The organism is Patulibacter defluvii, assembly GCF_034096925.1.
Classification (GTDB): domain Bacteria; phylum Actinomycetota; class Thermoleophilia; order Solirubrobacterales; family Solirubrobacteraceae; genus Patulibacter; species Patulibacter defluvii.
Map to the genome: position 1 here is coordinate 62,496 of NZ_JAWZSQ010000019.1, position 26,759 is coordinate 89,254.

The following is a 26,759-nucleotide window of genomic DNA, read 5'->3' on the forward strand; positions in this document are numbered from 1 at the left end:
AGCTCGCCCCTGGCCATCGCTCAGGACGCCGGGTCGAGCGCGTCGGCGAGCTGCGAGCGCGAGCGGATGCCGAGCTTCTGGTAGCTCTGGCTGAGGTGGACCTCGACCGTCTTGGCGGTCACGAACAGCGTCTCGGCGATCTCGCGGTTGGAGAGCCCCTGGGCGGCCAGCTCGGCCACCCGCCGCTGGCTCGGCGTCAGCGCGTCGACCCCGTGGAGGACCGCCCGCCGCGGCCGCGCACCGGCGTCGAGCAGCGTCCGGCGGGCGCGGTCGGCCAGCCGCCGCGCGCCGACCCGGTAGGCCAGGTCCATGCCCTCGCGCAGCGGTGCCCGGGCGCTGCGCGCGTCGCCGGCGGCGAGCACCGCCCCGCCCAGGTCGACCAGCGCCCGCGCGTGCTCCAGCCGCGCCGGGCTCGGGGCCAGCACGGCGACCGCCTCGCGCAGCAGCGCCGTGCCCTCGTCGCCGCCTCGGACCAGTCCGGCGACCCGCAGCGCGACCCCGATCGCCCGCGGCAGCTCGGCGCGGCGGGCGAGCCGCAGCTCCTCGTCGGCCAGCTCGCGGGCCCCGTCGCGATCGCCGAGCGCCAGCCGCGCCAGCGCCGCCCGCGAGCGCCACGGCAGCACCGCCGGCGACCGCCAGCCGAGCGCCTCCATCAGCTCCCCGCACTGCTCCAGGTCGGTGAGCCCGGCGGCGGTCTCCCCCAGCACCACCCGCAGCCGGCCGCGGGCGCCGAGGTAGAGCGGCCGGAAGGGACTGCCCTCGAGCGACGTCCCGCGCCACGACTCGTTGGCGGCGACGGCCTCCTCCAGCTCACCCTGCTCGATCAGCGCGTCGATCAGGAACCCGAGCGCGGCCGGGGCGCCGGCCGTCCAGCCGCGCTCGGCCGAGCGCTCGAGCGAGGTCCGGGCGTCGGCGGCCGCCTGGTCGACGCGGCCGAAGCGGTGCTCCAGCAGCGAGCGGTAGCGGGTGGCGAAGGCGTACCCGTAGAGCGACCCGCGCAGGCGCGACTCGGCCAGCGCCGCGTCGAACGCCGGCCGCGCGACGTCGGGCCGCTCCAGCAGGATGCAGGCGGCCAGGCCGAGCGAGTGGATCGGCGCGTCGGGACCGGTCGCGCGCAGCAGCCCGCCGTCGGCCACGTGCGGCAGCAGCGCCGCGGCGATCGCCGGCGCCGGCTCGCCGCCGGTGACCGCGTCGAAGGCCAGGTTGGCCACCACCACCGGCCGCCGCGGGTCGCCCTCGGGCGTCGCGGCGTCGAGCCGCGGCAGGTGCTCCAGCAGCACCGGCCGCAGTCCCTGGTGGAGGCGGGCGGCGTCGACCAGCTCGCTGTCGACGGCCCGCGCGGCGTCGTCGCCGACCCGCGCCGCCTCCTCGCGGATCGCCAGCAGGCCGTCCGCCGCCGGCTGCGCCTGGCCGATCAGGAACAGCACCCGCGCGCGGGCGATCGCCGCCTCGACGGCGACCCCGCGGTCGGCCGCGGTCGCGGCGACCTCGGCCAGCCGCTCGATCGCGGCCAGGTCGCCGGCGCGCGCCTCGGCCAGCCCCAGCTCGAGCGCGACGGCGTCGCGGTCGGCCGCCGCCGGCGGCTCCAGCAGCGCCCGCCGCAGCTGCTCGACGGCGATCTCCGGAGCGCCCTCGGCGAGCGCGTCGCGGGCCGCGCTCCGCAGCCGCTCGACCACCCACGGGTCGCCGTCGCCGTCGCTGTGCAGCAGGTGGAGGGCGACCTCGGCGGTGGCGGCGGCCTCGCCGTCGAGCAGCCGCGCCGCTTGCGCGTGCGACGCCGCTCGCTCGGCGGTCGGCAGATCGTCGTGGACCGCCTCGCGGACGATCGGGTGGACGAACCGCGGCGGCGACAGCTCCAGGACCCCGGCGACGGCCAGCGCGTCGGCCGCCTGGCGAGCCTCGCCCGCGGACAGCCCGGCGAGCGCCGCGGCGTGGCGGAGGCTGCTGCGGTCGCCGAGCACCGCGACCGCGCGGGCGACGGCCTGGGCCTGCGGGCCGAGCCGGCGGATGTGGCGGCGGACCGCGCGGGCGACGGTCACCGGGGCCAGCTCACCGACCTCGGTGGCGGCCGCGGCGGTCGGGCGGACGCCGTGCTCGGCGAGGTCGCGCAGCAGCGCCCGCAGCAGGAACGGGTTGCCGCCGGTCGCCGCCCGGCAGGCGCGGACGAAGGCCGGATCGGGCGCGCCGAGCGCGGCCGCGACCAGCTCGCCGACGGCCTCGTCGCCGAGCGCGCCCGGCCGCAGGATCCGGACCGCCGGCCCGGCCGCCAGCGCGTCGAGCAGGTCCTGCTCGCCGGCCGCCTCGCCGGGGCGCGCGGTCAGCAGCAGCACCAGCGGCAGGTCCTCCAGCCGCCGGGCCAGGAACTCCAGGAACCGCAGCGACGGCCGGTCGCCCCAGTGAGCGTCGTCGATCGTCACCAGCAGCGGCGCCTGGGCGGCCAGGTTCGCGCAGAGCCAGGTCAGGCCGTGGAGGATCGAGAACGAGGGGTCGGCCGCGGCCGGCTCGGCGGGCCCGCCGACGCCGAGCACCGGGCCGGCCAGGGCGGCGGCGCCGTCGAGCAACGCCGCGCGCTCGTCGGCGGCCGCCACCAGCGGCTCCAGCGCCTGGCGGACGAGCCCGAACGAGAAGCCCCGCTCCAGCTCGCTGCCGATCGCGGCCGCGGTCTGGAGGCCGCGCTCGCGGGCGGCGTCGCGGGCCGCCCGCACCAGCGCGGTCTTGCCGATCCCGGGCATGCCCTCGACCAGCACCACCGCGCCCTCGCCGGCGACGGCGGCGTCGAGCAGCCGCCCGATCCGGCCGAGCTCGTCGTCGCGTTCGAGCAGGCGGGAGGCGGCGGTCGCGCCACCGCTCTCCGACCCGAGAGACACCCCCTGGTCCATCGCCGGGCGATCCTACGCGACGGCGACTAGGCGCCGGGCCGGACGTGGCCCGCCGGCGGCGGGACGCCCGGCCCGGTGGCCCTCAGCGCGCGACCAGCTGGCGGGCGGCGGCCTCGGCGGCGGCGGTCGGGAGCGAGCCGGCGATCAGGTAGCTGACGCCGCCGCGGCGGACGCTGACGACGGTCCCGAGCGGGGTCGCCAGCTCGCGGCCGGCGGCGCCGTCGATCGCCAGCTCGGGCAGCCGCAGCCCGGTCCGGGCGAGGTCGAACGGGTGGTCGCCGGCGCCGGTCTCGAGCACGACCAGCGCGCCCAGCCCCTCGCCGTAGACGAGCGCCGCGCCCGAGCGGTCGCCGATCCGCAGCTCGCGGACCGCCTTCCGCGGCAGGCCGGCCAGCTGGTTGGGGGCCGCGAGCGGGAACGGGACCGCCTTGCGGACGGCGGCCACGCCGCTGGCGCCGCGGCGGCCGTCGCCGCCGGTCAGCAGCTTCGAGAGGTCCGGGCCGTCCTCCCCCAGCACGTCGCCGAGCGCGCGCTCGGCCCGCTTGCGGGCCTCCGCGGAACCGGCGCCGGCGCCGCGGTGGCGCGCCAGCTCGTCGATCCGGACGCTGCGGGCGCCGTCGGGGACGTCGAGCCGCAGCTGCTCGTCGGCCACCGGCGCGACGCGGACGTCGCTGGCCGCCAGCTCCAGCACCGGCTGCCGCTCGCCGTGGGCGGTCACCGCCAGCCGCAGCGGGACGCCGGTCTTCGGATCCCACGCCAGCTCGATCGCGCCCAGCAGGCCGCCATCGTGCTTGGGGGCGACCCGCACCGTGTAGGCGGGCCGGCCGCCGACGCGGCCCGGCGTCGGCCCGCTCACGTCGACGAAGCGGCGGGCGGCCGAGAGCGCCATCTCGATCATCTGCGGGCTGGCCCGGAAGGCGCCCAGCATCGACAGCAGCTGGTCGGTGCCGGCCGGGGCGGTGGCCGTGTAGGCGGTCCGGCCGCGGTGGTCGTAGACGGTCAGCCGGCGGCCGTCGAAGGCGGCCTGGACCCGGTCGTCGCCCGAGCGGAGGTCGGCGGCGAACCGCCAGTCGCGGCCGACCCGGACCGTGCCGCTGGCGCCGTCGAGCAGCGGTCCGCCGGCGCGGCCGCGGACGCTCTCGTCGATCAGCCGGCTGGTGAAGCGGACGTCGGCGGTGACGCCGGCCGGCGCCGGCGCGTCGAGGGTGTCGGCCACGGCGCCGGGCAGGCTGCGGTCCGGCGGCGCGGGCTCGCCGCCGGAGGAGGCCAGCGCCACGGCGCCGCCGCCGAGCACCAGGGCCCCGACGGCCAGCGGCGCGACGACCCGCCGCGAGAGGCGTTCGAACTGGGGGATGCGCGTCATGGTGCGTTCGACGGTACGTCGGTGGCTTGAGAGTTCTCTGACGGTTCCGCTCAGGGCTCGCGCGGCAGCTCGATCGTGATCGTCGCCGCGTCGATCCGGACGCTGCCGCCGTGGCGGGCGGCGGTCGCGGCGACGATCGCCAAGCCGAGCCCCGAGCCGGGCCGGCGGGCGGCGGTCGCGTCGGGCCCGCGCCAGAAGCGGCGCAGCGCCTGGGCGGCCTGCTCGGGCGCGATCCCCGCCCCCTCGTCGCGGACGCTCAGCCGCGCGCGGTCGCCGTCAGCGGCGGCGACGATCGTCACCCGGCCGCCGGCGGGCCCGTGGCGGCGGGCGTTCTCGACCAGGTTGCGCAGCGCCCGCTCGAGCGCCCCGGCCTGGCCGCGGACGGCGAGCGCCGGGTCGACCTCGACGGTCAGCTCCGGCCCCGGGGCTGCGCCGACGACCGCGGCCACCACGTCGGCCAGGAGCACCCGCTCGGCCGGCCGCGCCGCGCCCTCCTCCCGCTCCAGCGCTAGCAGGTCGTCGACCAGCAGCGCGAGCCGTTCGGCGTCGGCCTCGAGCTCGCGCAGGACCTCGGCGTCGGCGCCGTGGCGGGCGGCGTAGGCGGCGTTGCCGCGGAGCGCGGTGACCGGCGTCCGCAGCTCGTGCGAGGCGTCGGCCAGCAGCCGCCGCTCGGCCGCCCGCGCGCGGTCGAGCGCGTCGAGCATCCCGTTCAGCGTCTCGGCCAGCGCGGTCAGCTCGTCGCCGCCGGGCCCGGCCTCCAGCCGCCGCCCCGGCACCGGGTCCTCGGCGATCGCCCGCGCGCCGCGGGCCAGCCGCCGCAGCGGCCGCAGCCCGGCGCTGGTGAGGACCGCGGCCAGCAGCCCGCCGAGCGCGGCCGCGACCAGCGCGGCGATCGCGATCACCCGCCGCAGCGACGCGAAGGTGTCCTCGATGTCGGCCACCGACGAGGCGACGACGACCACGCCGCCCGAGGCCCGCCGGCCGCTGGTGGTCAGCGGCACGGCGTAGGTCCGGATCGGCTCGCCGCCGAGCCGGGCGTCGGCGTAGCCGGCCCGCCCGTCGCGCAGCGCGCGGTCGAAGGCGGCCGTCCGCGGCAGCACCCGGAAGCCGAGCGAGACAGACCGCCCCTCGCTCAGCATCCGCCCGCGGCGGTCGTGGACCTGGACCCACACCTGGCGGCCGCCGGAGCCGAGGTCGAGCGCGCCGCGGGTGCCGACCAGGGCCGGCGTCGTCGCCACCAGCTGGGCGACGTCGACCGCCCGCGCCCGCAGCTCGCGGTCGACGCCGTCGCGCAGCTGCCGCTCGACCACCAGCGTCGCGACCGCCCCGAGCGCGAACAGCGAGACGAGCACCGCCACCGCCGCCGCCCCGACCAGCCGTCCGCGCAGCGTCCGCGGCAGCCGCCGGCGGCGCCGGCGCGGGCGGTCGGCGGCGTCGCTCACGGGCGCAGCGAGAAGCCGCTGCCGCGGATCGTGCGGATCGCCGGCGGCTCGCCGAGCTTGCGCCGCAGGTAGCCGACGTAGCGGTCGACGACGTTCTCGCTCGCCCCGTCCTCCCAGATCTCGCTGATCGCCCGCTCGCGGGTGACGACCCCGCGCGGCCCGGTCCGCAGCAGCAGCTCCAGCAGCGCGGCCTCGCGGGCGGTGAGGGCGATCTCGCGGCCGTCGCGGGTGGCGGTACGGGCGTCGGGGTCGAGCACGATCCCGGCCGCCGACGGCAGCGCCCCGGCGGCGGTGGTCGGCCCGCGGCGGCCGAGCGCCCGCACCCGCGCCAGCAGCTCCGAGGTTGCGAACGGCTTCACCAGGTAGTCGTCGGCGCCGGCGTCGAGCCCGGTCACCCGGTCCTCGATCGCGTCGCGGGCGGTCAGCAGCAGCACCGGCACGCCGAGCCCCTTGGCCCGCAGCCGGCGGCAGACCTCGAGCCCGTCGATCCCCGGCATCGCGACGTCGAGCACGACCACGTCGGGGACGGCCCGCTCGACCGCCACCAGCGCCGCGCCGCCGTCGGGGGCGGCGGTGACGTCGTGGCCCTCCGCCCGCAGGGTCCGCTCCAGCATCCGCAGCACGGGCAGGTCGTCGTCGACGATCAGCACGCGCACGGCCATCGGCTGATCCTCGCACGCGCGGCCGCGGGGACCGCCCGGACGGCCGGGCTCAGCCGCCGATCGGCGTCCGCTGGTCGCCGTCCTCGAGCGCGATCGAGCGGTAGCGGCAGGCGCCGACGCGGCGCGAGAAGACGGTGTTGGCGATCAGCCAGACGGCCACGATCCGGGCCGGCGGCTCGCCGCCGATCGCGCGCCGGTAGTCGTCCAGCAGCGGTCGCCGGTCGCTCACCCAGCGGCCGAGGTCGGCGCTGCCCGAGCGGACCACCCAGTGGGTCTCGCGCTGGCACCACCACGGCAGCGGGCAGCGGAAGACGGTGCCGACCGGCAGCGCCGCGCTCCACATGTAGGTCAGGTCGAGCCCGTTGTCGAACTCGACCGCGATCGACAGGTAGTCGTGGGTCGGCTGGGCGTGCTCGGGCAGCCGCGAGGGCAGCTGCTCGACCAGCCACTCCCAGCGGAGGCCGGTGGTCGCGGTCAGCGGCGCGTCGACCGGGAACTGGAGGATCCCGACGTCGCCGGCGCTGTGGCAGCAGAGCTCGTGGCCGTCGGCGCGGTAGATCTCGCCCGGGCCGAGCCGCCACAGGTAGTGCCAGCCGTCGGGCGGGACGACCGGCTCGCGGTGGCGGCGGAGAGCCGGCGCCAGCCAGCGCTCGTCGGCCGCGGCGGCCGCGGTCAGGCCGGCCTCGGCGTCGCCGTCGCGCCAGCGGACGACGGCGACGGTGAAGCCGCCGCTGATCCCGGTCCGCGGCTCGGCGGGGTCGAAGGCGCCGGCGCGGTCGAGGAACTCGCCCGGCGGCTTGGTCGCCAGCCGCAGCGGCCCGTCGCTCTCGGCGCGGAAGGTCGCGTCGTCGCCGACGACCTTCGCCGGCGGCCCGTCGCCGACCCGGTACCAGAGCCCGACCGTCGGCCCGAAGGCGACGTCGAGCGCCCGCGACAGCACCAGCCGGCCGTGGGCGACCAGCGTCACCGCGTCGCCGGCGGCGAGCACGATCCCGCTGTCGCTCCAGCCCTCCGGTGTCGGCGCGACCGTCCGCCACCAGCGGTCCTCGACCAGCGGCCCGAGGCCGTCGAGCGCGCCGTCGATCGTGGCCCGGAAGTCGTCCGCGCTGGCGGGCCGCTCGCCGCCTCGCCAGCGCGCGCGCAGCCGCGCGGCCGCGAACCGCGCCGTCGTCACCGCGACCGAGCCCCGCCCCGGTCGGATCGTCCCGTCGTCCCCCGACATGGCGGCGGACCGTACCCGAGCGCGACCGCGCGCGACGGCGCTGGCCGGCGGCGGCTAGATGCTGCCGACCAGCTGCACGTGGTCGGCCTCGGCGGCGCCGGCGAAGGGCCGGGTCAGGCCGAAGCGCCGGAGGGTCGCCTCGGGGACGCCCTCCAGCCCCGGGGTGTCCGAGGCCTCGCCGCGGGTGTGCGGGTCGTTGGGGAAGCCGCCGACCTCGATCGAGTGCTGCGGGGTGCGGTAGCCGGAGAGCCCGATCAGGTGCAGGTGGAGCGCGTGGGCCATCCGCGTCAGGCGGGCGGCAATCTGCGGCTCGTCGCCGTAGGTGTAGTTGGTGCCGCTGGCGGGGAAGAAGCCGGAGCCGCCGCCGTCGCCGGGCGCGACGCCGCCGGAGAGCGCGCGCATCTGGGCGGCCTGGATCCGGTCGAGCTGCCGCTCCAGGCCCTTGCGGGTGCTGCGCAGCGTGGCCAGCTGGGCGCTGGTGCGGTCGCGCGAGCGGACGTAGCGCAGCTGCTGCTCGACCAGCTCCAGCTTGACCTGCGCGATCGCGTCGTGCTGGGTCTGGATCGCGGCGGTGCGGCTGGCCTGCTGCGACTGCAGCCGGGTCAGCCGCCGCGTCTCGGCGGCGACCTGCTGGTGCTCGCGACGGACGCGGACGGTGACGTCGGCGTTGCGCTGGGCGATCCGCCGCAGCTGGCCGACGCGGTCGAGCAGGTCGGCGAAGCCGTGGGAGTCGAGTGCGATCGTCACCAGGTCGGTCCGCGGCGCCTCGTAGACGGCCACCAGCTGGTCGGCGAGCACCCGCTGGTCGCGGGCGTCCTGGGCCCGCAGCCCGACCAGCCGCGTGCGCGAGTCGCGCAGCTCGGCCTGGAGCCGTTCGAGCGCGGCGCGGTCGGCGGCCAGCCGCGGCTCGATCCCGCCCAGCTGCCGGCGCAGCTCGTCGATCCGCGGCTGGAAGCCGCTGACCCGCTGCTGGTCGGCCCGCCGCTCGGCCTGGAGCTGGCGGTCGCGGGAGCGGGAGCGCTCGATCCGGCCGCTCAGCTGACCGCCGTCGGCGGCGACCGCTGGCGCGGGAACGGCCAGCAGGCAGGCGATCGCGGACAGCGCGACGGCACGACGGGCGGTGGGCACGGGGCGGCGGACGGCGTGGGGCATGATCGGGCACCGCGGCGGCGGCCGGACGACGCTGGCAGCCGTGGCGGGCCGGGCGCGCACGGCCGGTTGCAGGCGAGCGCGGCGCCGCCAGGGGCGCGCTCGCGCGCCACGTCGCGAGCGGCGGCCCGCCAGCTCGCACGCTCCCGCCCACCGCCGCCCCGACTCTCGATGATGTTGAGACTCGCTCTCATGTAGTCTCCCCCGCGCCGCCATGCTCGACCCCTTCACCCTCCCCTTCGTCCAGCACGGACTCTGGGCCGTCCTGCTGCTGGCCCTCGGCGCCGGCGTGCTCGGCACCTGGATCGTGCTGCGAGGGCTGGCGTTCTACGCCCACGGCGTGGCGGCGGCCACCTTCCCCGGCCTGGTGCTGGCCGACGGGCTCGGCTTCGCCGCCCCGCTCGGCGCGCTGGCCGTCGCGCTGCTGTTCGCCGCCGCGGTCGGGCGGCTGGCGACCCGCGGCGGCGACCACAGCACCGTCACCGCGATGGTGCTCGTCGGGGCCCTCGCCGGCGGCGTGCTGCTGGCCAGCGACGTCTTCGACGCGGCCGCCAGCGTCAACGGGCTGCTGTTCGGCAGCCTGCTGGTGATCGGCGACCGCGACCTGCTGATCGCCGGCGCCGCGAGCGTGGTGGTGCTGGCGGCGAGCCTGACCCTCGGCCCGCGCTGGCTGGCGCTCGGCTTCGACCGCGACGGCGCACGCGCCCTCGGCGTCCGCGACGGCCTCCCCGACGCGGTGCTGCTGGTGCTCGTCGCGCTGGTCGCCGTCGCCACGCTGTCGGCGGTCGGCGCGCTGCTGGCCGCGGCGCTGATGGTGATCCCGGCCGCCGCCGTCCGTCCCTGGATCCGCCGGATGCCGAGCTGGCAGCTGGCGACCACGCTGGTGACCGCGGCCCTCGGCGCCGCCGGTCTCTGGCTCTCCGTGCAGACCAACGCCCCGCCCGGGGCGACGATCGCCGTCCTGGCAGGAGCCCTGTTCCTCATGAGCGTGACCCTCCACTGGTTCCTCCGCGGCCGCTCCGGCGGCCCCCGACGCCGGCGGCTGGCCGGCCGCCCGGCGCTGCTGGCGCTGCTGGCCCTGATCGGCGCCGGGGTCGCGGGCTGCGGCAGCGACGCCGGCGGCTCCGGCGACCGGCTGGCCGTCGTCGCCACCACCACCCAGCTCGGCGACCTCGTGCGCGAGATCGGCGGCGACCGCGTCGACGTCCACCAGATCCTGCAGCCGAACAGCGACCCGCACGAGTACGAGCCGCGGCCGAAGGACGTTCGCGAGACCGCGACCGCGAAGCTCGTGGTCGCCTCGGGCGACGGCCTCGACCCGTGGATCGGCGACGTCGTCGAGGAGAGCGGCGGCGACGCGACCACGCTGACCGTCGGCGACCGCGTCCCGACCAAGCTGGCCGGCGGCGAGCACGAGCACGACGACCACGGGGCCGAGGAGGAGCACGCCGCCGAGGAGGAGCACGGCCACGACCACGGCCACGGCGAGGGCGGCGTCGACCCCCACTGGTGGCACGACCCGCGCAACGTCGTCGCCGCCGTGCCGGTGATCCGCGACGCGCTGATCCGCGCCGATCCCGACGGGGCCGACGCGATCCGCGCCAGCGCCGACGCCTACCTGCGCAAGGTCCGCGCGCTCGACGCCGGGATCGCCCGCTGCATCGACCAGGTGCCGGCCGGGCAGCGCAAGCTCGTCACCAGCCACGACGCCTTCGGCTACTTCACCCACCGCTACGGGATCGAGGTGATCGGCGCGGTGATCCCCTCCCAGACCACCCAGGCCCAGCCCTCGGCCGGCGACGTCGCCAAGCTCGCGCGGCTGGTCGAGCGCGAGCGGGTGCGGGCCGTCTTCCCCGAGTCGTCGGTCAACCGCAAGCTGGCCGACGCCCTCGCCCGCCAGACCGGCGCCGTCTCCAACCTGACGCTCTACGGCGACACGCTCGGCCCGGCCGGCAGCGACGGCGCCACCTACCTCGGGATGGAGCAGCACAACGCCGACGCGATGGTGCGGGGCTTCAGCGGTGGCGCGGTACGCTGCCGGATCCCCGGACTGTGAGCGACGAGGACCCGCAGATGCAGGCCACGGGGGCAGCGACGTCGTCGCGCGGCGAGCCGATCGCCGCCCCCGCCCCCGACCCGACCCCGATCGACGGGGTCGCGCAGGTCTGCGGCCACGGCGACGGAGCGGACGCCGACGGCCGTCCGCTGGTCGAGCTGGACGGCGTCGCCGTCGGCTACGACCAGACGCTGGCCCTGCGCGAGGTCGGCTTCCGCGCCTGCGCCGGCGAGCGGATCGCGATCCTCGGCCCCAACGGCGGCGGCAAGACCACGCTCTTCCGCACCGTCCTCGGCGAGCTGCCGGTTCGCGAGGGCCGGATGACGCTCCGCGACGAGGTCGCCGTCGTCCCCCAGACCGAGCGCTCGCGGCTCGACTTCCCGGTCAGCGCGCTCGACGTGGTCCTGATGGGGACGATCGCCCACCGGCCGTGGTGGCGCGGTCCCGGCCGCGGCGAACGGCAGAAGGCCCGCGCGGCGCTGCGGGCGGTCGGGTTGGAGGATCGGGCCGAGGCCGGCTTCGGCGCCCTCTCCGGCGGCCAGCGGCAGCGGGTGCTGGTGGCGCGGGCGCTGGTCCGCGACTCCCGGATCCTGCTCTTCGACGAGCCCTTCACCGGCCTCGACACGGCCTCCAGCGAGCGGCTGCAGCGGCTGATCGACGACCTCGCCGCCGCCGGCCACCTGCTGCTGATCGCCACCCACGACGTCGCCCAGGCGCGCGGCTGGGACCGGGTGCTGTGCCTCAACGGCCGCCAGGTGGCGTTCGGCGAGCCGGCCACGACGCTGACGCCGGAGACGCTCCAGGCCACCTACGGCCACGACCTGGTGCGGCTGGGCGACGGTGACGCGGTCGCCGTCGTCTGCGACCACCGCCACGGATGAGCGCCACGCTGGCCAACGTCGTGCTCGACCCGTTCGGGCAGGGCATCATGCAGCGGGCGCTGGCCGAGGTCGTGCTGCTGGGGATCGCCGGCGGCCTGCTCGGCTGCTGGATCGTCTTCCACCGCCTCAGCTACAGCGCCGAGGCGCTGCCGCACGCGATGTTCCCCGGGCTGGTCGGGGCGGCGCTGATCGGGGTCCCGCTGGTGGTCGGCGGCGCCGTCGGGCTGCTGGTGGCGGCGCTGGCGATCTCGGCCGCGTCGCGGATCGCCACCGTCGACCGCGACACCTCGATCTCGGTCGTCTTCACCTCGATGTTCGGGCTCGGCGTGGTGCTGGCCCTCTCCCCCGACTCGCCGCCGGGCGTCCAGGAGCTGCTGTTCGGCGACGTGCTCGGCCTGACCAGCGGCGACGTCGCGACCGCGGCCGGGCTGACGCTGCTGGTGGTGGTGGCGCTGCGGACCCTGCACCCGCGGCTGCTGGCGACCGCCTTCGACCGCGACGGCGCCCGCGCGCTGGGCCTGCGGCCGGGCGCGATCGACCTGCTGCTGGTGGCGCTGATCGCGGTCGCGACGCTGATCTGCGTCCAGGCGCTCGGCAACCTCTTCGTGGCGGCGACGCTGGTCGCCCCCGCCGCCGGCGCGCGGCTCTTCGGCCGCTCGGTGCCGGCGACGATGGCGCTGGCGGTGGCGATCGCGATCGGCTGCGGGATCGCGGGGCTCTACGTCTCGTACTACGCCCACACCGCCACCGGCGCCTCGATCGCGGCGGTGACGGTGCTGGTCTACCTGGCGCTCGCCGGAGGCGCCCGGCTGGCGAGCGCCCGCCGCCCCGCCCCAGCCGGCTGACCCGGCGTCCCTACGCCGCCAGCGGCGCGTCGTCGTGGCCGTGGCGGCCGTGGCGGTGCAGCTCGTCGCTGCCCCAGCGCGGCCACGGGTCGGGCAGCGCCAGCAGCGCGGCGGGGCCGGCGGCCAGCTCCTCGTCGGTCACCAGCGCGGCGTCGAGCCGGGCGACGAGCGCGTCGCGGTCGAGGTCGTGGCCGATCAGGACCAGCTCCTGCCGGCGGTCGCCGAAGCGCGGGTGCCAGCCCTCGCGCAGCTGCGCCCGCAGCTCCGGGTCCTGCGGCCACTCGCGCTCAGGCACCGTCGCCCACCAGGTGCCGATCGCGCCGAGGTTGATGATCGGGCCCGCCGTCGACCACTCGCCGACCACCGCCGGCCGCGAGGCGATCCAGAAGAAGCCCTTCGAGCGGATCACGCCCGGCCACGGCTCGTGGACCGCCGCCCACAGCCGCTCGGGGTGGAACGGCCGCCGCTGGCGGTAGACGAGGCTGCCGATCCCGTACTCCTCGGTCTCCGGCTGCTCCTCGCCGCGCAGCACCTGCAGCCAGCCGGGATGCTCGGACGCGCGGTCGAAGTCGAAGCGGCCGGTGTCGAGCAGCTGGTCCAGCGGCACCCGCCCGTGCTCGGCGTGGACGATCGTGGCCCCGCGGTTGAGGGTGCGGACGGTCGACTCGGTCCGCTTCAGCCGCGCGCCGTCGACCAGGTCGGTCTTGTTGAGCACGATCAGGTCGGCGAACTCGACCTGGTCGACCAGCAGGTCGGCGACGGTCCGCTCGTCGTCCTCGCCCAGCGACTCGCCGCGGGCGGTGATGTCGTCGACCGAGCCGAGGTCGTCGACGAAGCGGGCGGCGTCGACGACGGTGACCATCGAGTCGAGCCGGGCGACGTCGGAGAGGCTGGTCCCGTCCTCGCCCTCGAAGGTGAAGGTCTCGGCCACCGGCAGCGGCTCGCTGATCCCGGTCGACTCGATCACCAGGTGGTCGAAGCGGCCCTCGCGCGCCAACCGGGTGACCTCGACCAGCAGGTCCTCGCGGAGCGTGCAGCAGATGCAGCCGTTCGACATCTCCACCAAGCGCTCCTCGACCCGGTCGAGCTGGGCGTCGCCGCGCTCGACCAGCGCGGCGTCGACGTTGACCTCGCTCATGTCGTTGACGATCACCGCGATCCGGCGGCCCTCGCGGTTGTGGAGCAGGTGGTTGAGGAGCGTCGTCTTGCCGGCGCCGAGGAAGCCGGAGAGGACGGTCACCGGCAGTCGCCGGTCGGTCGGTGCAGTCGCCATGGCGTTGACTATATGGGATTGAGTCTCATTATGTTCAGAACCGGGCGGGTTGCCGCCCGCGCTCGCCGGTACGCTCGCGCCGGCCGCTCCCCCCGCCCGTGCCCCGTCTCCCCTGCCGCCGTTCCCGGACGCTGCTCGCGCTCGTCCTGCTCGCCGTGGCCGCCGTCGCCGCCGCGCTGCTGCTGATCCGCGGCGACGACCCGCCGGCCTACCGCCCGCCGGCCTCGACCGCGGCGCTGGTGGCGCGGATCCGGGCGGTCGTTCCCGGCGCGCTGCGCGACAGCCGCACCCCCGGCGCCGCGATCGCCGTCGTCGCCGACGGGCGGCTGGCCTGGGCGGGCGGGATCGGTCGCGCCGACGCTCGCCGGCCGGTGACGGCGCGGACCGCGTTCCAGGCCGGCTCGCTCTCGAAGACGGTGACGGCCTGGGCGCTGCGCTCGCCCGCCGGTCGGCGGCTGCTGCCGCTCGACGAACCGCTCGACCAGCGGCTGCGGCCGTGGCCGCTCGCCCAGCGCCCGCGCGGGATCACCGTCGCGCGGCTGCTCAGCCACACCGCCGGGCTCGGCGTCCCCGGCTACCTGGGCAGCGACCGGCCCGGACCGCTGCCGAGCGCCTGGCAGTCGCTGCGCGGCGAGGCCGGCAGCGCCGCCACCCGCGCCGGCGACGACCGCCGCGGCCCGGTCCCGATCGTCGCGCCGCCGGGTCGCGAGTACCGCTACTCCGGCGGCGGCTACACGCTGCTCCAGTACGCGCTCGAACGGCGCGGCGGCCAGCCGTTCGCCCGCTGGATGGCACGGAACGCGCTGCAGCCGCTGGCGATGGACCGCAGCCGCTTCGGCTGGCCGCCGGCGGCCGACGCGGCGGTCGGTCACGACGGCGCCGGGCGGCCCGTGCCGGGCCACCGCTACGCCGAGCTGGCCGCCGCCGGCCTGTCGACCACCGCCGGGGACCTGGGCCGCTTCCTCGCCGCCGTGCTCGCCGACCCGCGCGGGATCGACCGTCCCCAGCCCGCGACCGGCGGCCACTACGGCCTCGGGATCGAGCGGCGGCCGCTGCGCGACGGCGACCTGCTGCTCTGGCACGAGGGCGTCAACCGCGGCTGGCACGCGCGGCTGCTGCTGCTCCCCCGCCACCGGCTGGCGGTCGCGGTGCTGACCAACGGCGACGGCGGCGGCGCGGTCGCCGACGCGGTCGAGCGGCTGCTGGTCGGCTAGCGCCCCGGAGGCGCCGGCGCGACCACGGCCGGCGGGGCGGCGGCGGTCGCGCGCCCGCCGGCGGCGTCGCCCGGCGCGTGGGCCGACGGTCCCAGGACGCCCGCGGCGAGCACGCCGAGGCCGAGCACCGTCCGACGCACGGCGGTCCGCACGCGCGGGCGCAGCAGCACCGGCAGCTTCGTCTCCAGCCACATCCGCGCGCCGCTGGCCCCGGCGACGGCCGTCATCGCGCCCGCGGCGCACTGCATGCACACGGACCACAGTCAAGCAGCCCACGACGACGACGGGCCCGCCCGGCACGAAGCCTGGCGGGCCCGGACTCGTCGTGTTGCCGCCCTCGCTACTTCAGCTCGGCCGAGCTCTTGCCCAGCAGGTTGCGGGCGATGATCAGCAGCTGGATCTGCTGGGTGCCCTCGAAGATGTCGAGGATCTTCGCGTCGCGCGACCACTTCTCCAGCAGCTCGTCCTCGCCGTAGCCGGCGGCGCCCGCCAGCTCGACGCACTTGAGCGCGATCTCGGTCGCCCCGCGGCCGGCCTTGGCCTTCGCCATCGAGGCGTTGACCGAGTTCGGCTTGCGGTTGTCGGCCATCCAGGCGGCCTCCAGCGTCAGCAGCCGGAAGGCCTCGTAGTCGGACTCCAGCCGCAGCAGCTCGGCGGCGGCGCCGATCTGCAGGTGAGCCGGCTTGTCGTAGTCGACCTCGACGCCCGCCTCCTTCAGCAGCTCGGTCGTCCGCTCGAGCGACGCCTTCGCCACCCCGACCGCCATCGCGGCGACCATCGGGCGGGTGTTGTCGAACGTCTGCATGACGCCCGCGAAGCCCTTCTTGACCTCGACCTCCGGCGTCCCGAGCAGGTTCTCCTTCGGGATCCGGCAGTCGGTCAGCGCGAACTGGGCGGTGTCGGAGCCGCGGATGCCGAGCTTGTGCTCCAGCCGCACCAGCTCGAAGCCGGGCGTGTCGCGCGGGACGATGAACGACTTGATCGCCGCCCGGCCCATGCTCGGGTCGACCGAGGCCCAGACCACCACGACGTCGCAGCGGTCGCCGGACGTGACGAAGATCTTGGTCCCGTTGAGGACGTACTCGCCGGTCTCCTCGTCGAGGATCGCGGTCGTCTTGACGGCGGCCGAGTCGGAGCCGAAGTGCGGCTCGGTGATCGCCATCGCCGCCCACTTGTCGCCGAAGCGGGCCATCTGCTCGTCGTCGGCGACGGCGGCGATCGCGGCGTTGCCGAGGCCCTGGCCGGGCATCGTCAGCACGAACGAGGTGTCGCCCCAGCAGGCCTCCGCGACGGACAGCACCGTCGAGATGTTGCCGCCGTTGACGTTGCCGTCGGTCTGCTTGTTCGAGCGCCCGCCCGAGGCGCTGACGCCGCCCGACGGATCGCCCTCGTTCATGCCCTCGAGCAGGGCGCGGAGCGTGTCGAGCTCCTTCGGGTAGGTGTGCTCGGCCCGGTCGTACTTGCGCGAGATCGGGCGGAACATCTCGGTCGAGACCTGGCGGGTCATGTCGACCAGGCCCTGGAACTTCTTGGGGTTCTCGAGATTGATCATGCGTCTCTCCCGCTCAGACGAGCAGCGTGCCTTCGATGATTCCCGCCGCCCGCAGATCGCGGTACCAGCGCTCGACCGGATGGTCCTTGACGTAGCCGTGGCCGCCCAGCAGCTGGACGCCCTGCGAGCCGATCTGCATGCCCTTGTCGGCCGTCAGGCGGCGCGCCAGGGCCGCCTCGCGGGCGAAGCTCACGGCGCGGTCGGCGCGGCTGGCGGCGCGGTAGGTGACGAGCCGCAGGCCCTCGGTCTCGATCGCGATGTCGGAGACCGCGAACGCGACCGCCTGGCGGTGGCTGATCGGCTCGCCGAACGCCTCGCGCTCGTTGACGTACGGGATCACGTAGTCGAGGACCGCCTTGCAGGTGCCGGCGGCCAGCGCCGACCAGGCGATCCGGCCGAGCGCGATCGCCTCGCGGTAGACCTCGGGCTGGCCGCCGCCGAGCAGCGCGCCGGCCGGGACCTTGACGTCCTCGAGCGCCAGCTTGGCCGTCGACGCGGCCCGCAGGCCCATCGCCGGGTCGGCCTCGGTCGAGATCCCCTTGGTCTTCGACTCGACGATGAAGAACGCCGGGCCGCCCGCGCCGTTGCCGTTGCTGCCGCCCTCGAGCTGGGCCGCGACGACGAACAGCTCCGCCTCGGCCGCCCGCGGGACCAGCGACTTGACGCCGTCGAGCACGAAGCCGTCGGCCGTCCGGCGGGCGGTCGTCCGCAGCGCGAACGGGTCGAAGAGCGGCTGCGGCTCCTGGATCGCCAGCGCGGCGACCGGGACGTCCTCGCCGACGAAGGCCGGCAGGTAGGTGGCCTGCTGGTCGGCGTCGCCCCAGAGCCCGAGCGCGGTCGAGACCGCGGCCGGCGCCAGCGCCGCGACCGCGATCCCGAGGTCGCCGTGGGCCAGCGCCTCGCCGATCAGGACCGAGGTCACCGCCGAGCGCTCCTCGACGGCGCCGCCCAGCTCCTCCGGCACGCCGAGCGTGGCCAGGCCGAGCTCGGCCGCCGAGTCGAGCAGCGCCTGCGGCGTCTTGTCGTCGTGGTCGGCCTGCTCGGCCGCCGGACGGATCTCGGCCGCCGCGAAGTCGCGCGCGGCCTCCTGCAGCATCTGCTGCTCGTCGGTCGGCGTCAGGTCGAAGAGCGCGGCGCTCTTCGAGGCGGTCTCCGGCTTCAGGCGGCCGGGGCTGGTCCGCTTCTGGGTCGCGGCGAACGTCCGGCCGACGCGGCCGGCGGTCCGGAAGCTGGTGGCCGACGCGCGCTTGAGCGCCCGATTGGCCGGCTCGCGCAGGCCCAGTCGGTCGACCACGTCCAGGCCCGCCAGGCGGGTCAGGGCGCGGATGCCGTAGGCCATTCCTCGTTCAGTGACGGTCATGTGCTGGGGAGGGTGGTCGCCCGCGCGAACGCGGTCGGGGTGGACGGCCCGTCCGTCTCCGCACGGAGCGGTGTCGGAGCGGGCGGACCGACGAATTCCTACCCAGGGTAGCAGCGCCGGCGGCGCCCGGCTCAGGCCGGGTCCGCCGGAACCGCCGCGACCGTCCCCGCGGGCTCGGCGTCGACCGCCGCCGTAGCCGGGGCCGGCGGGCCGTCGCGCAGCAGCAGCGCGACCACCAGCCCGCCGAGCAGCGCGAACCCGGCCGCGACCACGAACGCCCGCTCGTAGCCGCCGGTCAGCGCCGCCGGCAGCGACCGCTCGCCCCCGTCCAGCAGCGACGAGGTGCGGGTCGCGGCGACCGTCGAGAGCACCGCCAGCCCGAGCGCCCCGCCGACCTGGCGCGAGACGTTGATGATCCCCGAGACCAGGCCGGCCTCCTGCGGCGCGGCGCCGGTGACGGCGACCGTCGTCAGCGGCACGAAGCAGAGCCCGACGCCGCTGGCGGTCACGATCGAGGGCAGCAGCACGTCGCCGAGGAAGCTGCCGCCGACCGAGATCCGCGAGAACAGCAGCAGGCCGACGATCGCCAGCCCGTAGCCGATCAGCAGCGTCCGCCGGACGCCGATCCGGGCCACCACGCGCGCGGCCATCATCGCCCCCAGGCCCATCAGCACCGTCAGCGGCAGGAACGCGACGCCGGCCTCGAACGGCGTGTAGCCGAGCACCTGCTGCATGTAGAGCGTGAGGAAGAACCACATCGCGAAGAGCCCGGCGCTGAGCAGCGCGAAGGCGCCGTTGGCGACCGACAGCCGGCGCGAGGCGAAGATCCGCAGCGGCATCAGCGGCCGCGCCGCGACCCGGCCCTCGATCAGCAGGAAGGCGGCCACCAGCGCCAGCCCGATCAGCAGCACGCCGAGGCTCTCGAAGGCGCCCCAGCCGACGGTCTCGGTGCGCACGATCCCGTAGACGATCGCCACCAGGCCGGCGGTCACGGTGATCGCGCCGGCGAGGTCGAAGTCGCGGCCGCGGCTGGCCTCGGCCGGCTTGTCGTCGGGCAGGTCGCGCAGCGCGCGGGCGATCAGGAAGGCCCCGATCGGGATGTTCACGAACAGGATCCAGCGCCAGTTGAGGGCGTCGGTGAGGATCCCGCCGACGATCGCCCCGGCCGAGCCGCCGGCCCCGGCGACCGCGCCCCAGAGGCCCATCGCCCGCGCCCGCTCGGGCCCCTCGCGGAAGGTGGTGGTGAGGATCGAGAGCGTGGTCGGGGCGACGATCGCGCCGCCCAGGCCCTGGACCGCGCGGGCGGCGATCAGCGTGCCCTCGTCCTGGGCGACGCCGCCGACCAGCGACGCGAGCGTGAAGAGCCCGAGCCCGGCGACGAAGACCCGCCGCCGGCCGAGCAGGTCGGCCGCCCGCCCGCCGAGCAGCAGGAAGCCGCCGAAGGTGATGGTGTAGGCGTTGACCACCCACTGGAGGCCCGTCTCCGACATCCGCAGGTCGTCGCGGATCGCCGGCAGCGCGACGTTCACGATCGCGACGTCGAGGATGACCATGAACTGCGCCCCGCAGACGAGCAGCAGGACGGCACGGGCACGACTGGACAAGGGCGTTCTCCGGGGGTGGGACGGGGCGGGACGGCGGCTCTACTCCAGCAGACGAACGGGAGCGGCCCGTGGGGACGGCCCCGGACGCGGAACCGCCCGCCCCCGCGCTCGGCGGGGACGGGCGGTCGGCGGGCGCGTGACCGGCGACGGTCCGCGCGCGACGTCGTCGTCGCCGCGGCCACGCGGGCCGCGGCGACGACGGACGGGGATCAGGCGGCGGCGAAGCGCTCCGCGACCTTGCCCCAGTCGACGACGTTCCAGAACGCCTTCAGGTAGTCCGGGCGGCGGTTCTGGTAGTTCAGGTAGTAGGCGTGCTCCCAGACGTCGTTGCCCAGCAGCGGCGTCTTGCCCTCGGCCAGCGGCGTGTCCTGGTTCGGGGTCGAGATGATCTCGAGCCCGCCCTCGCCCTTCACCAGCCAGGCCCAGCCGGAGCCGAAGCGGGCGACGCCGGAGGCCTCGAACTGCTCCTTGAAGGCGTCGAAGCTGCCGAAGGCCGAGTCGATCGCCGCGGCCAGGTCACCGCTCGGGGTCTGCGCGCCGCCGCCCTGCAGCGACTCCCAGAAGAGCGTGTGGTTGAAGTGGCCGCCGCCGTTGTTGCGGACCGGACCCTGCTTGTCGGCCGGCAGCGCGCCGAGGTTCGAGACGATCTCCTCGATCGACTTGTCGGCCCACTCGGTGCCCTCGACCGCCGCGTTCAGCTTGTCGACGTAGGCCTGGTGGTGCTTGTCGTGATGGATCTCCATCGTCTTCGCGTCGATGTGGGGCTCGAGCGCGTCGAACGCGTAGGGCAGCGGGGGCACGGTGAAGGCCATGAGGAGCTCCTCGGAAATGGTCTGGCTCGCCGTTTCACGAGCGAAACGGGCACTAGAAAAGGTAGTACTGGCTGTCTATATTTGTCAAACCGATCGTGCCCGACCGATCCGCCCCCCAGCCGACCCGCGCCACCCACTCGGCGCTCGACGAGCTGCCGGCCTCGCGCCGGGCGCTGCTCGTCGCCCTCCGCAAGCGCGGCGAGTCGGGCGCCGACGCGCTCGCCGCGGCGCTCGGCGTGACCCCCAGCGCCGTCCGCCAGCAGCTGCGCGGGCTGGTCGCCGCCGGGCTCGTCGCCCACCGTGACGAGCGTCCCGGCCCCGGTCGCCCGCGGCGGCTCTACCGGCTCGGCCCGGCCGCCGACGGGCTCTTCCCGAAGACCTACGGCGAGCTGACCGTCGAGCTGCTCGACTACGTCCGCGACGAGGACCCGGAGCTGGTGCCGCGGCTGTTCGAGCGCCGCCGCCAGGCGCGCGTGGCCCGCGCGACCGAGCGGCTGGCCGGCCGCGCCTTCGACGAGCGGGTCGCCGAGCTGGCCCGGATCCTCGACGAGGACGGCTACCTGGCCGACTTCGAGCGGACCGCCGACGGCGGCTACCGGGTGACCGAGCACAACTGCGCGATCCTGGCCGTGGCCAGCGACCACGGCCCCGCCTGCTCGAGCGAGATCAGCTTCCTGCGCGAGACGATGCCCGACGCCGACATCCGCCGGGTCTCGCACATCCTCAGCGGCTCCCACGCCTGCGTCTACGAGCTGCGCGAGCGGTCGGCCGACGGCGCCGACCACCCCGAGCGGGACGTCGGGCCGACCGCCCTCCCGCCCGGGCGCTGAGAAGAACTTCGCGGCGGCTGTCGATCCTGCGATCCGCCGTTCGTCGGAGGGGTAGGACCACCGCCGCGGAACCGCCTCCTCGATCTCGAGCGATGAGTTCCGCGACCGGGCCCGGTCCTACGACCGACGGAACCCGAACAGACCGCCAGGAGCCACCCCGATGTCCCCACAGACCCTCAGCGAGCGCCACCGCTGGCTCGCCCTCTACGTCCTCTGCGCCGGCGTCCTCATGATCGTGCTCGACGCCACGATCGTGAACGTCGCCCTGCCCTCGATCAAGCAGGACCTCGGGTTCTCCGACGGCAGCCTCTCGTGGGTCGTCAACGCCTACCTGATCGCCTTCGGCGGCCTGCTGCTGCTCGCCGGCCGGCTCGGCGACCTCTTCGGCCAGCGGCGGATCTTCCTGCTCGGCTTGACCGCCTTCACCGTCTCCTCGCTGCTCTGCGCCGTGGCCCAGAACCAGGGGATGCTGATCGGCGCCCGCTTCGTCCAGGGCCTCTCCGGCGCGCTCGCCTCGGCCGTCGTGCTGGGGATGATCGTGACGATGTTCCCCGAGCCGAAGGAGCAGGCGAAGGCGATCGGCGTCTACGGCTTCGTCGCCTCCGCCGGCGGCTCGATCGGGCTGCTGGCCGGCGGCGTCCTGACCCAGGCGATCAGCTGGCACTGGATCTTCTTCATCAACGTCCCGATCGGGATCGTGACGATCGTCCTCGCCCGCCGGCTGGTGGCCGACGCGCCCGGCCTCGGCCGCCAGGCCGGCGCCGACATCCCCGGCGCGGCGCTCCTGACCGGCGGCCTGATGGTCGGCGTCTACGCGATCGTCGGGATCGAGCGCCACGGCGCCGGGTCGTTCCAGACCCTCGGCCTGGGCGCGCTGGCGATCGCCCTGATCGCCGCCTTCCTCGTCCGCCAGGGCCGGATCGCCAACCCGCTGATGCCGCTGCGGCTGTTCCGCTCGCGGAGCGTCGTCGGGGCCAACGTGGTGATGGCGCTGCTGGTGGTCGGGATGTTCTCGATGTTCTTCCTCGGCGCGCTCTACATGCAGCAGGTGCTCCACTACGACGCGCTCGAGGTCGGGCTGGCGTTCCTGCCCTCGACGATCGTGATGGGCGCGATGTCGCTCCGCGGCGCCGCCTGGTTCACGCTCCGGTTCGGGGCCAAGACGGCCCTGATCACCAGCCTCGTCTCGATCATGATCGGGCTGCTGCTGTTCGCCCAGACGCCGACCGACGGCCGCTACCTGGTCGACGTGCTGCCGGCGATGATGTTCATCGGCTTCGGCGCCGGGCTCAGCTTCCCGCCGATGATGACGCTGGCGATGTCGGACGCGACCCCCAGCGACTCGGGGCTGGCGTCGGGCCTGATCAACACCACCGTCCAGGTCGGCGGGGCGATCGGCCTGGCCGTGCTGGCGACGCTGGCCAGCGAGCGCACGAGCGGCCTGCGGGCCGACGGCGAGGCGGCCAACGTGGCGCTCAACTCCGGCTACCACCTGGCCTACCTGGCCGGGGCCGGGTTCGTCGCGGCGGCGATCGTCTTCGCCGCGCTGGTCCTGCGCTCGGCGCCGGCGGGCGGGCCGGGCGCGGCCGAGGCGGTCGTCGAGGGCGACGTCTCCGCCGCCTCCGCCGGCTGAACCGGGGGGGCTCCGGTGCGGGTCGCGCGACGCGGCCCGCACCGTCGCGGTCTCAGGACATCAGGTCCGAGGCCAGCTCGTCGAAGGCGCCGACGTAGGCGTCGACGGCCTCCTCGGTGTGGGTCACCGAGAGCGTCCACTCCTCCTCGCGACCCGGGGTCATGAAGATCCCGCGGTTCATGTTGAAGAGCCACGCCAGGTCGCTCAGCTCGGCGTCCTGGTTGGCCTTGAACGAGGCGTAGTCGGTGATCTTGGTCGGCGAGAAGGTGACGCAGCCCTTCGAGCCGACGCCGATCGCGTAGCCGGGCAGGCCGTACTTCTGGATCACCATCTGGCAGCCGTCGACGATCCGGCTGTTGAGCGCGTCGAGGTGGGCGTAGGCCTCGGGGGTCAGGACCTCGGTCAGGTTGGCGCGGGTGGCGGCGACGCCGAGCGGGTTCCCGTTGTAGGTGCCGACCTGGTAGACGGAGCCGTCCTTGACCACCGACATGACCTCCTCGGAGCCGCCGATCGCGCCCATCGGCAGGCCGGCGCCGAGCGCCTTGGCCAGGGTCACCATGTCGGGGGTCACGCCCCACTTGTCGGTCGCGCCGCCGGGGGCGATGCAGAGGCCGGTCTTGACCTCGTCGAAGATCAGGACGATGCCGTGCTTCCTCGTGATGTCGCGCACGGCCTGGAGGTAGCCGTCCTCGGGCAGGACGACGCCGAGGTTCATCATCGCCGCCTCCATGATCACGCAGGCCGGCTTGCGGTCCTCGGCGATCAGCTTCTCGATCCGCCGCTCCATCGCCCCGGCGTCGTTGAAGGGCACGGCGACGGTCATCTCGACGGTCGCCTGCGGGATGCCGGCGCCGTAGGGCAGCGAGGCGAGGTCGTCCGGCTCGCCGATCTTGTCGTACTCGACGCCGATCGAGACCATCACCGTGTCGTGGTGGCCGTGGTAGCTGCCGAAGATCTTCATCACCGTGTCGCGGCCGGTGTAGGCGCGCGCGATCCGGATCGCGTCCATCGTCGACTCGGAGCCGGAGTTCGTGTAGCGCCACTGCGGCAGGCCCCAACGGCGGACCAGCTCCTCGGCGACGACGATCGCGTCCTCGGTCGGGGCGGCGAAGTGGGTGCCCTTCTCGTAGCGCTCCTGGATCGCGCGGCCGACCGCGGGATGGGCGTGGCCCTGGACCATCGAGCCGAAGCCGTTGTGGAAGTCCCACATCTCGTTGCCGTCGACGTCCCAGACGCGCGGGCCCTCGCCCCGCTCCAGGTAGATCGGCCACGGATCGCGCAGCTGGTACGAGGACGCGACGCCGCCCGAGAGCGACTGGTTGGCGCGCCGGTACATCTCGGCCGACTGGCCGGTGCGCTCGTTGAGGGCGCGCTCCTCGCGCTTGATCAGCTCCTGGATGCGCTGGCGGTCGATCGGCGGGGCGGCGGAGGTGCTCATGGACTTGATGATCCCATCATCGGTTGCCGTTGGCGGTGCGACGCGAGGCGGGCTCGCGCGGCACCTGGCGCGAGGCTAGCGCCGGACCGGCGGCCTGGCCAGCGACAGGGCGCCGATCCGCGAGCCGATCGAGCGGACGGACCGTCGACGGCCGCCGCGCGTGACCCGCCGGAGGCGCTGTGGCAGGCTGGGGCGATGGCCGTCCCTCCCCCGCGCGCCCCCTTCACGTCGAGCCTGGCCGAGGCACTGGCGCCCGAGCTGCTGGTCCGCTTCCAGCGCTACGTGCGCGTCGCCACCCAGTCCGACCGCGACAGCGATCGCTGCCCGAGCACCCCCGGCCAGCTCGACCTGTCGCGGCTGCTGGTCGACGAGCTGCTGGCGCTGGGGCTGGCCGACGCGACCCTCGACGAGCACGGCTACGTCTACGCCACCCTGCCGGCCACGATCGACCCGGCCGACGGCCCGATCCCGACGATCGGTCTGATCGCGCACGTCGACACCAGCCCCGACGCCCCCGGCGACGGGGTCGAGCCGCTGGTCCACCACGGCTACGACGGCGGCCCGATCGCGCTGCCCCGCAACGGCACCGTGCTCGACCCGGAGCAGATGCCCGAGCTGCGCGCCCGCGTCGGCCACGACCTGGTGACCTCCTCCGGCGACACGCTGCTCGGCGCCGACGACAAGGCCGGCGTGGCCGAGATCGTGACCGCCGTCGCCTACCTGGCCGCCCACCCGGAGCGGCCGCGCCCGACGCTGCGGATCGGCTTCACCCCCGACGAGGAGATCGGCCGCGGCGCCCACCGCTTCGACATCGAGCGCTTCGGGGCGATCTGCGCCTACACGATCGACGGCTCCGAGCCCGGCGAGCTGCAGGACGAGACCTTCACCGCCGCCGAGGGGATCGTCACGATCGAGGGCCACGACGTCCACCCCGGCTTCGCGACCGGCAAGCTCGTCAACGCCACCCGGCTGGCGGCCGAGGTGGTCGCCGCGCTCCCGCGCGAGCTGACGCCCGAGCGGACCTCGGGCCGCGACGGCTTCATCCACGTCTACGAGACCGAGGGGACCGCGGCCCGGGCGGTGATCCGGACGATCCTGCGCGACTTCGACGACGACCGCCTGGCCGAGCACGGCGCGCTGCTGCGGCGGACGGTCGACGAGGTCGTCGGCCGCGAGCCGCGAGCCCGGGCGACGGTCGAGATCACGCCCCAGTACCCGAACATGCGGACCCACGTCGAGGCCTTCCCGCAGGTCACCGAGGCGGCCGAGCGGGCGATCCGCGCCGAGGGCCTGGAGCCGCTGCGGACCGCGATTCGCGGCGGCACCGACGGCTCGCAGCTGAGCGCGATGGGCCTGCCGACGCCGAACGTCTTCACCGGCGGCCACGAGTACCACGCGGTCCGCGAGTGGGCGTCGCTGCAGGAGATGGCGGCCGCCGCGGCCACGATCGTGCGGCTGGCCGAGGTCTGGACCGCCCCCGAGCTGCGGGCCGCCACCCGCGACTGAGCCGCGCCGGTGCTCGCGCTCCGGCGCCCGATCGGGCAGGCTGGGCCGATGGAGCTGCGCGAGAAGGTCGTGGTCGTCACCGGCGGGGCGTCGGGGATCGGGCGGGCGCTGGCCCGCCGGTTCGTGGCCGAGGGCGCCCGCGGCGTGGTCGTGGCCGACCTCGACGGGCGCGGCGCGGCGGCGGTCGCGGAGGAGATCGGGCCGGCCGCGCGGGCGATCGGCGGCGACGCCGCGAGCGAGCGGGACGTCCGCGCGGCGATCGACCTGGCCCGCGACGCGTTCGGCCCGGTCGACCTCTACTGCGCCAACGCCGGCGTCGCCGTCGGCGAGGACGAGCAGGTGGCCGAGGACGTCTGGGACATCGCCTTCGCCGTCAACGTCCGCGCGCACGTGATCGCCGCCCGGCTGCTGGTGCCCGAGTGGCTGGAGCGCGGCGGCGGCCACTTCCTCAGCACCGCCTCGGCGGCCGGGCTCCTGACCCAGATCGGCTCGGCGCCCTACGCGGTCACCAAGCACGCCGCGGTCGCCTTCGCCGAGTGGCTGGCCGTGACCTACGGCGACCGCGGGATCGGCGTCAGCTGCCTCTGCCCGATGGGCGTCGACACCCCGCTGCTGCACGGCGCCGGCGCGGGCACGGACGAGTCGCCCGGCGCCACCCGCGCCAGCGCCGTCGTCAAGGCCGCCGGCGACGTGCTGCCGGCCGAGGCGGTCGCCGAGACGGTGGTCGAGGGCCTGGCCGACGGCCGCTTCCTGATCCTGCCCCACCCCGAGGTGCTGACCTACTTCCGCCAGAAGGGCAGCGACTACGACCGCTGGCTGGCGGGGATGCGGCGGCTGCAGGCGCACATCAGCGGGATCGACTGAGCGTCTGGTGGCCTACGCGATCACCAACGGCACCCCCCCGGACGGGCGATCGGACTGGTCACGCGTCGTCCCATCAGGCACAATGGAGCGGCGAGAACGCGCACCCCCCTCGTGCGTCTCGCGTCCCATCCACCGCGGCGCCCAACACGCCCGGTGACGAAGCGCCCCGCCTTG

At 75.8% G+C, this 26,759-nt stretch carries 21 protein-coding genes; 8 read left to right on the forward strand and 13 right to left on the reverse strand.

What is annotated here, in order from left to right:
* Positions 1 to 20 precede the first annotated feature (20 nt).
* The 6 genes from SH587_RS17860 to SH587_RS17885 form a co-directional block, all read right to left on the reverse strand.
* The gene (locus SH587_RS17860; protein WP_320672004.1) at positions 21 to 2,879 is read right to left on the reverse strand and encodes a helix-turn-helix transcriptional regulator; all 2,859 of its coding nucleotides are present in this window, start codon (positions 2,877 to 2,879) and stop codon (positions 21 to 23) included.
* 82 nt (positions 2,880 to 2,961) lie between these two features.
* The gene (locus tag SH587_RS17865; RefSeq protein ID WP_320672005.1) at positions 2,962 to 4,242 is read right to left on the reverse strand and encodes a hypothetical protein; all 1,281 of its coding nucleotides are present in this window, start codon (positions 4,240 to 4,242) and stop codon (positions 2,962 to 2,964) included.
* Positions 4,243 to 4,292: 50 nt separating this feature from the next.
* Positions 4,293 to 5,684 carry a sensor histidine kinase gene (locus tag SH587_RS17870; protein WP_320672006.1) on the reverse strand — a complete coding sequence of 464 codons (1,392 nt, stop codon included), beginning with the start codon at positions 5,682 to 5,684 and terminating at the stop codon, positions 4,293 to 4,295.
* The gene (locus SH587_RS17875; RefSeq protein ID WP_320672007.1) at positions 5,681 to 6,346 is read right to left on the reverse strand and encodes a response regulator transcription factor; all 666 of its coding nucleotides are present in this window, start codon (positions 6,344 to 6,346) and stop codon (positions 5,681 to 5,683) included. Before SH587_RS17875 ends, SH587_RS17870 begins: the two co-directional genes overlap by 4 nt.
* A 49-nt stretch (positions 6,347 to 6,395) precedes the next feature.
* Entirely contained in the window at positions 6,396 to 7,568 is a 1,173-nt protein-coding gene (locus tag SH587_RS17880) for a DUF3047 domain-containing protein (protein WP_320672008.1), read from the reverse strand.
* A gap of 54 nt (positions 7,569 to 7,622) precedes the next feature.
* Entirely contained in the window at positions 7,623 to 8,696 is a 1,074-nt protein-coding gene (locus SH587_RS17885) for a hypothetical protein (protein WP_320672009.1), read from the reverse strand.
* A 235-nt stretch (positions 8,697 to 8,931) separates the two neighbouring features.
* Between SH587_RS17885 and SH587_RS17890 the strand changes: the two genes are divergently transcribed.
* The 3 genes from SH587_RS17890 to SH587_RS17900 are packed head-to-tail and all read left to right on the forward strand — an operon-like array spanning position 8,932 to position 12,499.
* A complete protein-coding gene (locus tag SH587_RS17890; protein WP_320672010.1) occupies positions 8,932 to 10,773 on the forward strand; it encodes a metal ABC transporter solute-binding protein, Zn/Mn family in 1,842 nt (613 codons plus the stop codon).
* Between the two features lie 17 nt (positions 10,774 to 10,790).
* Positions 10,791 to 11,654, forward strand: coding sequence for a metal ABC transporter ATP-binding protein (locus tag SH587_RS17895; protein ID WP_320672011.1), 864 nt, complete (start codon positions 10,791 to 10,793; stop codon positions 11,652 to 11,654).
* Positions 11,651 to 12,499, forward strand: a complete 849-nt coding sequence (locus SH587_RS17900) for a metal ABC transporter permease (RefSeq protein WP_320672012.1) — start codon at positions 11,651 to 11,653, stop codon at positions 12,497 to 12,499. The genes SH587_RS17895 and SH587_RS17900 overlap by 4 nt, the downstream gene beginning before the upstream one ends.
* Positions 12,500 to 12,509: 10 nt before the next feature.
* Here the strand turns inward: SH587_RS17900 and zigA are convergent, their stop codons facing one another.
* On the reverse strand, positions 12,510 to 13,772 hold the full coding sequence (gene zigA / locus SH587_RS17905) for a zinc metallochaperone GTPase ZigA (RefSeq protein WP_320672013.1): 1,263 nt from the start codon (positions 13,770 to 13,772) through the stop codon (positions 12,510 to 12,512).
* A gap of 98 nt (positions 13,773 to 13,870) precedes the next feature.
* Between zigA and SH587_RS17910 the strand changes: the two genes are divergently transcribed.
* Entirely contained in the window at positions 13,871 to 14,986 is a 1,116-nt protein-coding gene (locus SH587_RS17910; protein ID WP_320672014.1) for a serine hydrolase domain-containing protein, read from the forward strand.
* Here SH587_RS17910 and SH587_RS17915 read toward each other — a convergent pair.
* From SH587_RS17915 to SH587_RS17935, 5 genes are all read right to left on the reverse strand, one after another.
* A complete protein-coding gene (locus SH587_RS17915; RefSeq protein ID WP_320672015.1) occupies positions 14,983 to 15,234 on the reverse strand; it encodes a hypothetical protein in 252 nt (83 codons plus the stop codon). The genes SH587_RS17910 and SH587_RS17915 overlap by 4 nt on opposite strands.
* A 92-nt stretch (positions 15,235 to 15,326) precedes the next feature.
* Positions 15,327 to 16,538 (reverse strand): acyl-CoA dehydrogenase family protein, encoded by a 1,212-nt coding sequence (locus tag SH587_RS17920; protein WP_320672016.1) that lies wholly within the window; start codon positions 16,536 to 16,538, stop codon positions 15,327 to 15,329.
* 13 nt (positions 16,539 to 16,551) lie between these two features.
* Positions 16,552 to 17,877, reverse strand: a complete 1,326-nt coding sequence (locus tag SH587_RS17925) for an acyl-CoA dehydrogenase family protein (protein WP_375341784.1) — start codon at positions 17,875 to 17,877, stop codon at positions 16,552 to 16,554.
* Positions 17,878 to 18,029: 152 nt separating this feature from the next.
* Positions 18,030 to 19,502, reverse strand: a complete 1,473-nt coding sequence (locus tag SH587_RS17930; protein WP_320672018.1) for an MFS transporter — start codon at positions 19,500 to 19,502, stop codon at positions 18,030 to 18,032.
* A gap of 209 nt (positions 19,503 to 19,711) precedes the next feature.
* Entirely contained in the window at positions 19,712 to 20,314 is a 603-nt protein-coding gene (locus SH587_RS17935) for a superoxide dismutase (RefSeq protein ID WP_320672019.1), read from the reverse strand.
* A gap of 95 nt (positions 20,315 to 20,409) precedes the next feature.
* Here SH587_RS17935 and SH587_RS17940 point away from each other — a divergent pair, with 95 nt between their 5' ends.
* Complete coding sequence (locus tag SH587_RS17940; RefSeq protein ID WP_320672020.1) at positions 20,410 to 21,144, forward strand: helix-turn-helix transcriptional regulator; 735 nt, start codon at positions 20,410 to 20,412, stop codon at positions 21,142 to 21,144.
* A gap of 160 nt (positions 21,145 to 21,304) precedes the next feature.
* Positions 21,305 to 22,777, forward strand: a complete 1,473-nt coding sequence (locus SH587_RS17945) for an MFS transporter (protein WP_320672021.1) — start codon at positions 21,305 to 21,307, stop codon at positions 22,775 to 22,777.
* Between the two features lie 52 nt (positions 22,778 to 22,829).
* On the opposite strand, the gene SH587_RS17950 is transcribed toward SH587_RS17945, so the two are convergent.
* Complete coding sequence (locus SH587_RS17950) at positions 22,830 to 24,215, reverse strand: aspartate aminotransferase family protein (protein WP_320672022.1); 1,386 nt, start codon at positions 24,213 to 24,215, stop codon at positions 22,830 to 22,832.
* Between the two features lie 195 nt (positions 24,216 to 24,410).
* On the opposite strand from SH587_RS17950, the gene pepT reads away from it, so the two are divergent.
* The gene (gene pepT, locus SH587_RS17955) at positions 24,411 to 25,721 is read left to right on the forward strand and encodes a peptidase T (RefSeq protein WP_320672023.1); all 1,311 of its coding nucleotides are present in this window, start codon (positions 24,411 to 24,413) and stop codon (positions 25,719 to 25,721) included.
* A gap of 48 nt (positions 25,722 to 25,769) precedes the next feature.
* Positions 25,770 to 26,585, forward strand: a complete 816-nt coding sequence (locus SH587_RS17960; RefSeq protein ID WP_320672024.1) for an SDR family oxidoreductase — start codon at positions 25,770 to 25,772, stop codon at positions 26,583 to 26,585.
* Positions 26,586 to 26,759 lie beyond the last annotated feature (174 nt).

Bases quoted from the DNA above. Each gene is read 5' to 3' on its own strand.
- SH587_RS17860 (WP_320672004.1), bottom strand. From the start codon at position 2,879: ATGGACCAGGGGGTGTCTCTCGGGTCGGAGAGCGGTGGCGCGACCGCC.
- SH587_RS17865 (WP_320672005.1), bottom strand. From the start codon at position 4,242: ATGACGCGCATCCCCCAGTTCGAACGCCTCTCGCGGCGGGTCGTCGCG.
- SH587_RS17875 (WP_320672007.1), bottom strand. From the start codon at position 6,346: ATGGCCGTGCGCGTGCTGATCGTCGACGACGACCTGCCCGTGCTGCGG.
- SH587_RS17880 (WP_320672008.1), bottom strand. From the start codon at position 7,568: ATGTCGGGGGACGACGGGACGATCCGACCGGGGCGGGGCTCGGTCGCG.
- SH587_RS17890 (WP_320672010.1), top strand. From the start codon at position 8,932: ATGCTCGACCCCTTCACCCTCCCCTTCGTCCAGCACGGACTCTGGGCC.
- SH587_RS17895 (WP_320672011.1), top strand. From the start codon at position 10,791: ATGCAGGCCACGGGGGCAGCGACGTCGTCGCGCGGCGAGCCGATCGCC.
- SH587_RS17900 (WP_320672012.1), top strand. From the start codon at position 11,651: ATGAGCGCCACGCTGGCCAACGTCGTGCTCGACCCGTTCGGGCAGGGC.
- zigA (WP_320672013.1), bottom strand. From the start codon at position 13,772: ATGGCGACTGCACCGACCGACCGGCGACTGCCGGTGACCGTCCTCTCC.
- SH587_RS17915 (WP_320672015.1), bottom strand. From the start codon at position 15,234: ATGCAGTGCGCCGCGGGCGCGATGACGGCCGTCGCCGGGGCCAGCGGC.
- SH587_RS17920 (WP_320672016.1), bottom strand. From the start codon at position 16,538: ATGATCAATCTCGAGAACCCCAAGAAGTTCCAGGGCCTGGTCGACATG.
- SH587_RS17925 (WP_375341784.1), bottom strand. From the start codon at position 17,877: ATGGCCTACGGCATCCGCGCCCTGACCCGCCTGGCGGGCCTGGACGTG.
- SH587_RS17935 (WP_320672019.1), bottom strand. From the start codon at position 20,314: ATGGCCTTCACCGTGCCCCCGCTGCCCTACGCGTTCGACGCGCTCGAG.
- SH587_RS17945 (WP_320672021.1), top strand. From the start codon at position 21,305: ATGTCCCCACAGACCCTCAGCGAGCGCCACCGCTGGCTCGCCCTCTAC.
- SH587_RS17950 (WP_320672022.1), bottom strand. From the start codon at position 24,215: ATGAGCACCTCCGCCGCCCCGCCGATCGACCGCCAGCGCATCCAGGAG.
- pepT (WP_320672023.1), top strand. From the start codon at position 24,411: ATGGCCGTCCCTCCCCCGCGCGCCCCCTTCACGTCGAGCCTGGCCGAG.
- SH587_RS17960 (WP_320672024.1), top strand. From the start codon at position 25,770: ATGGAGCTGCGCGAGAAGGTCGTGGTCGTCACCGGCGGGGCGTCGGGG.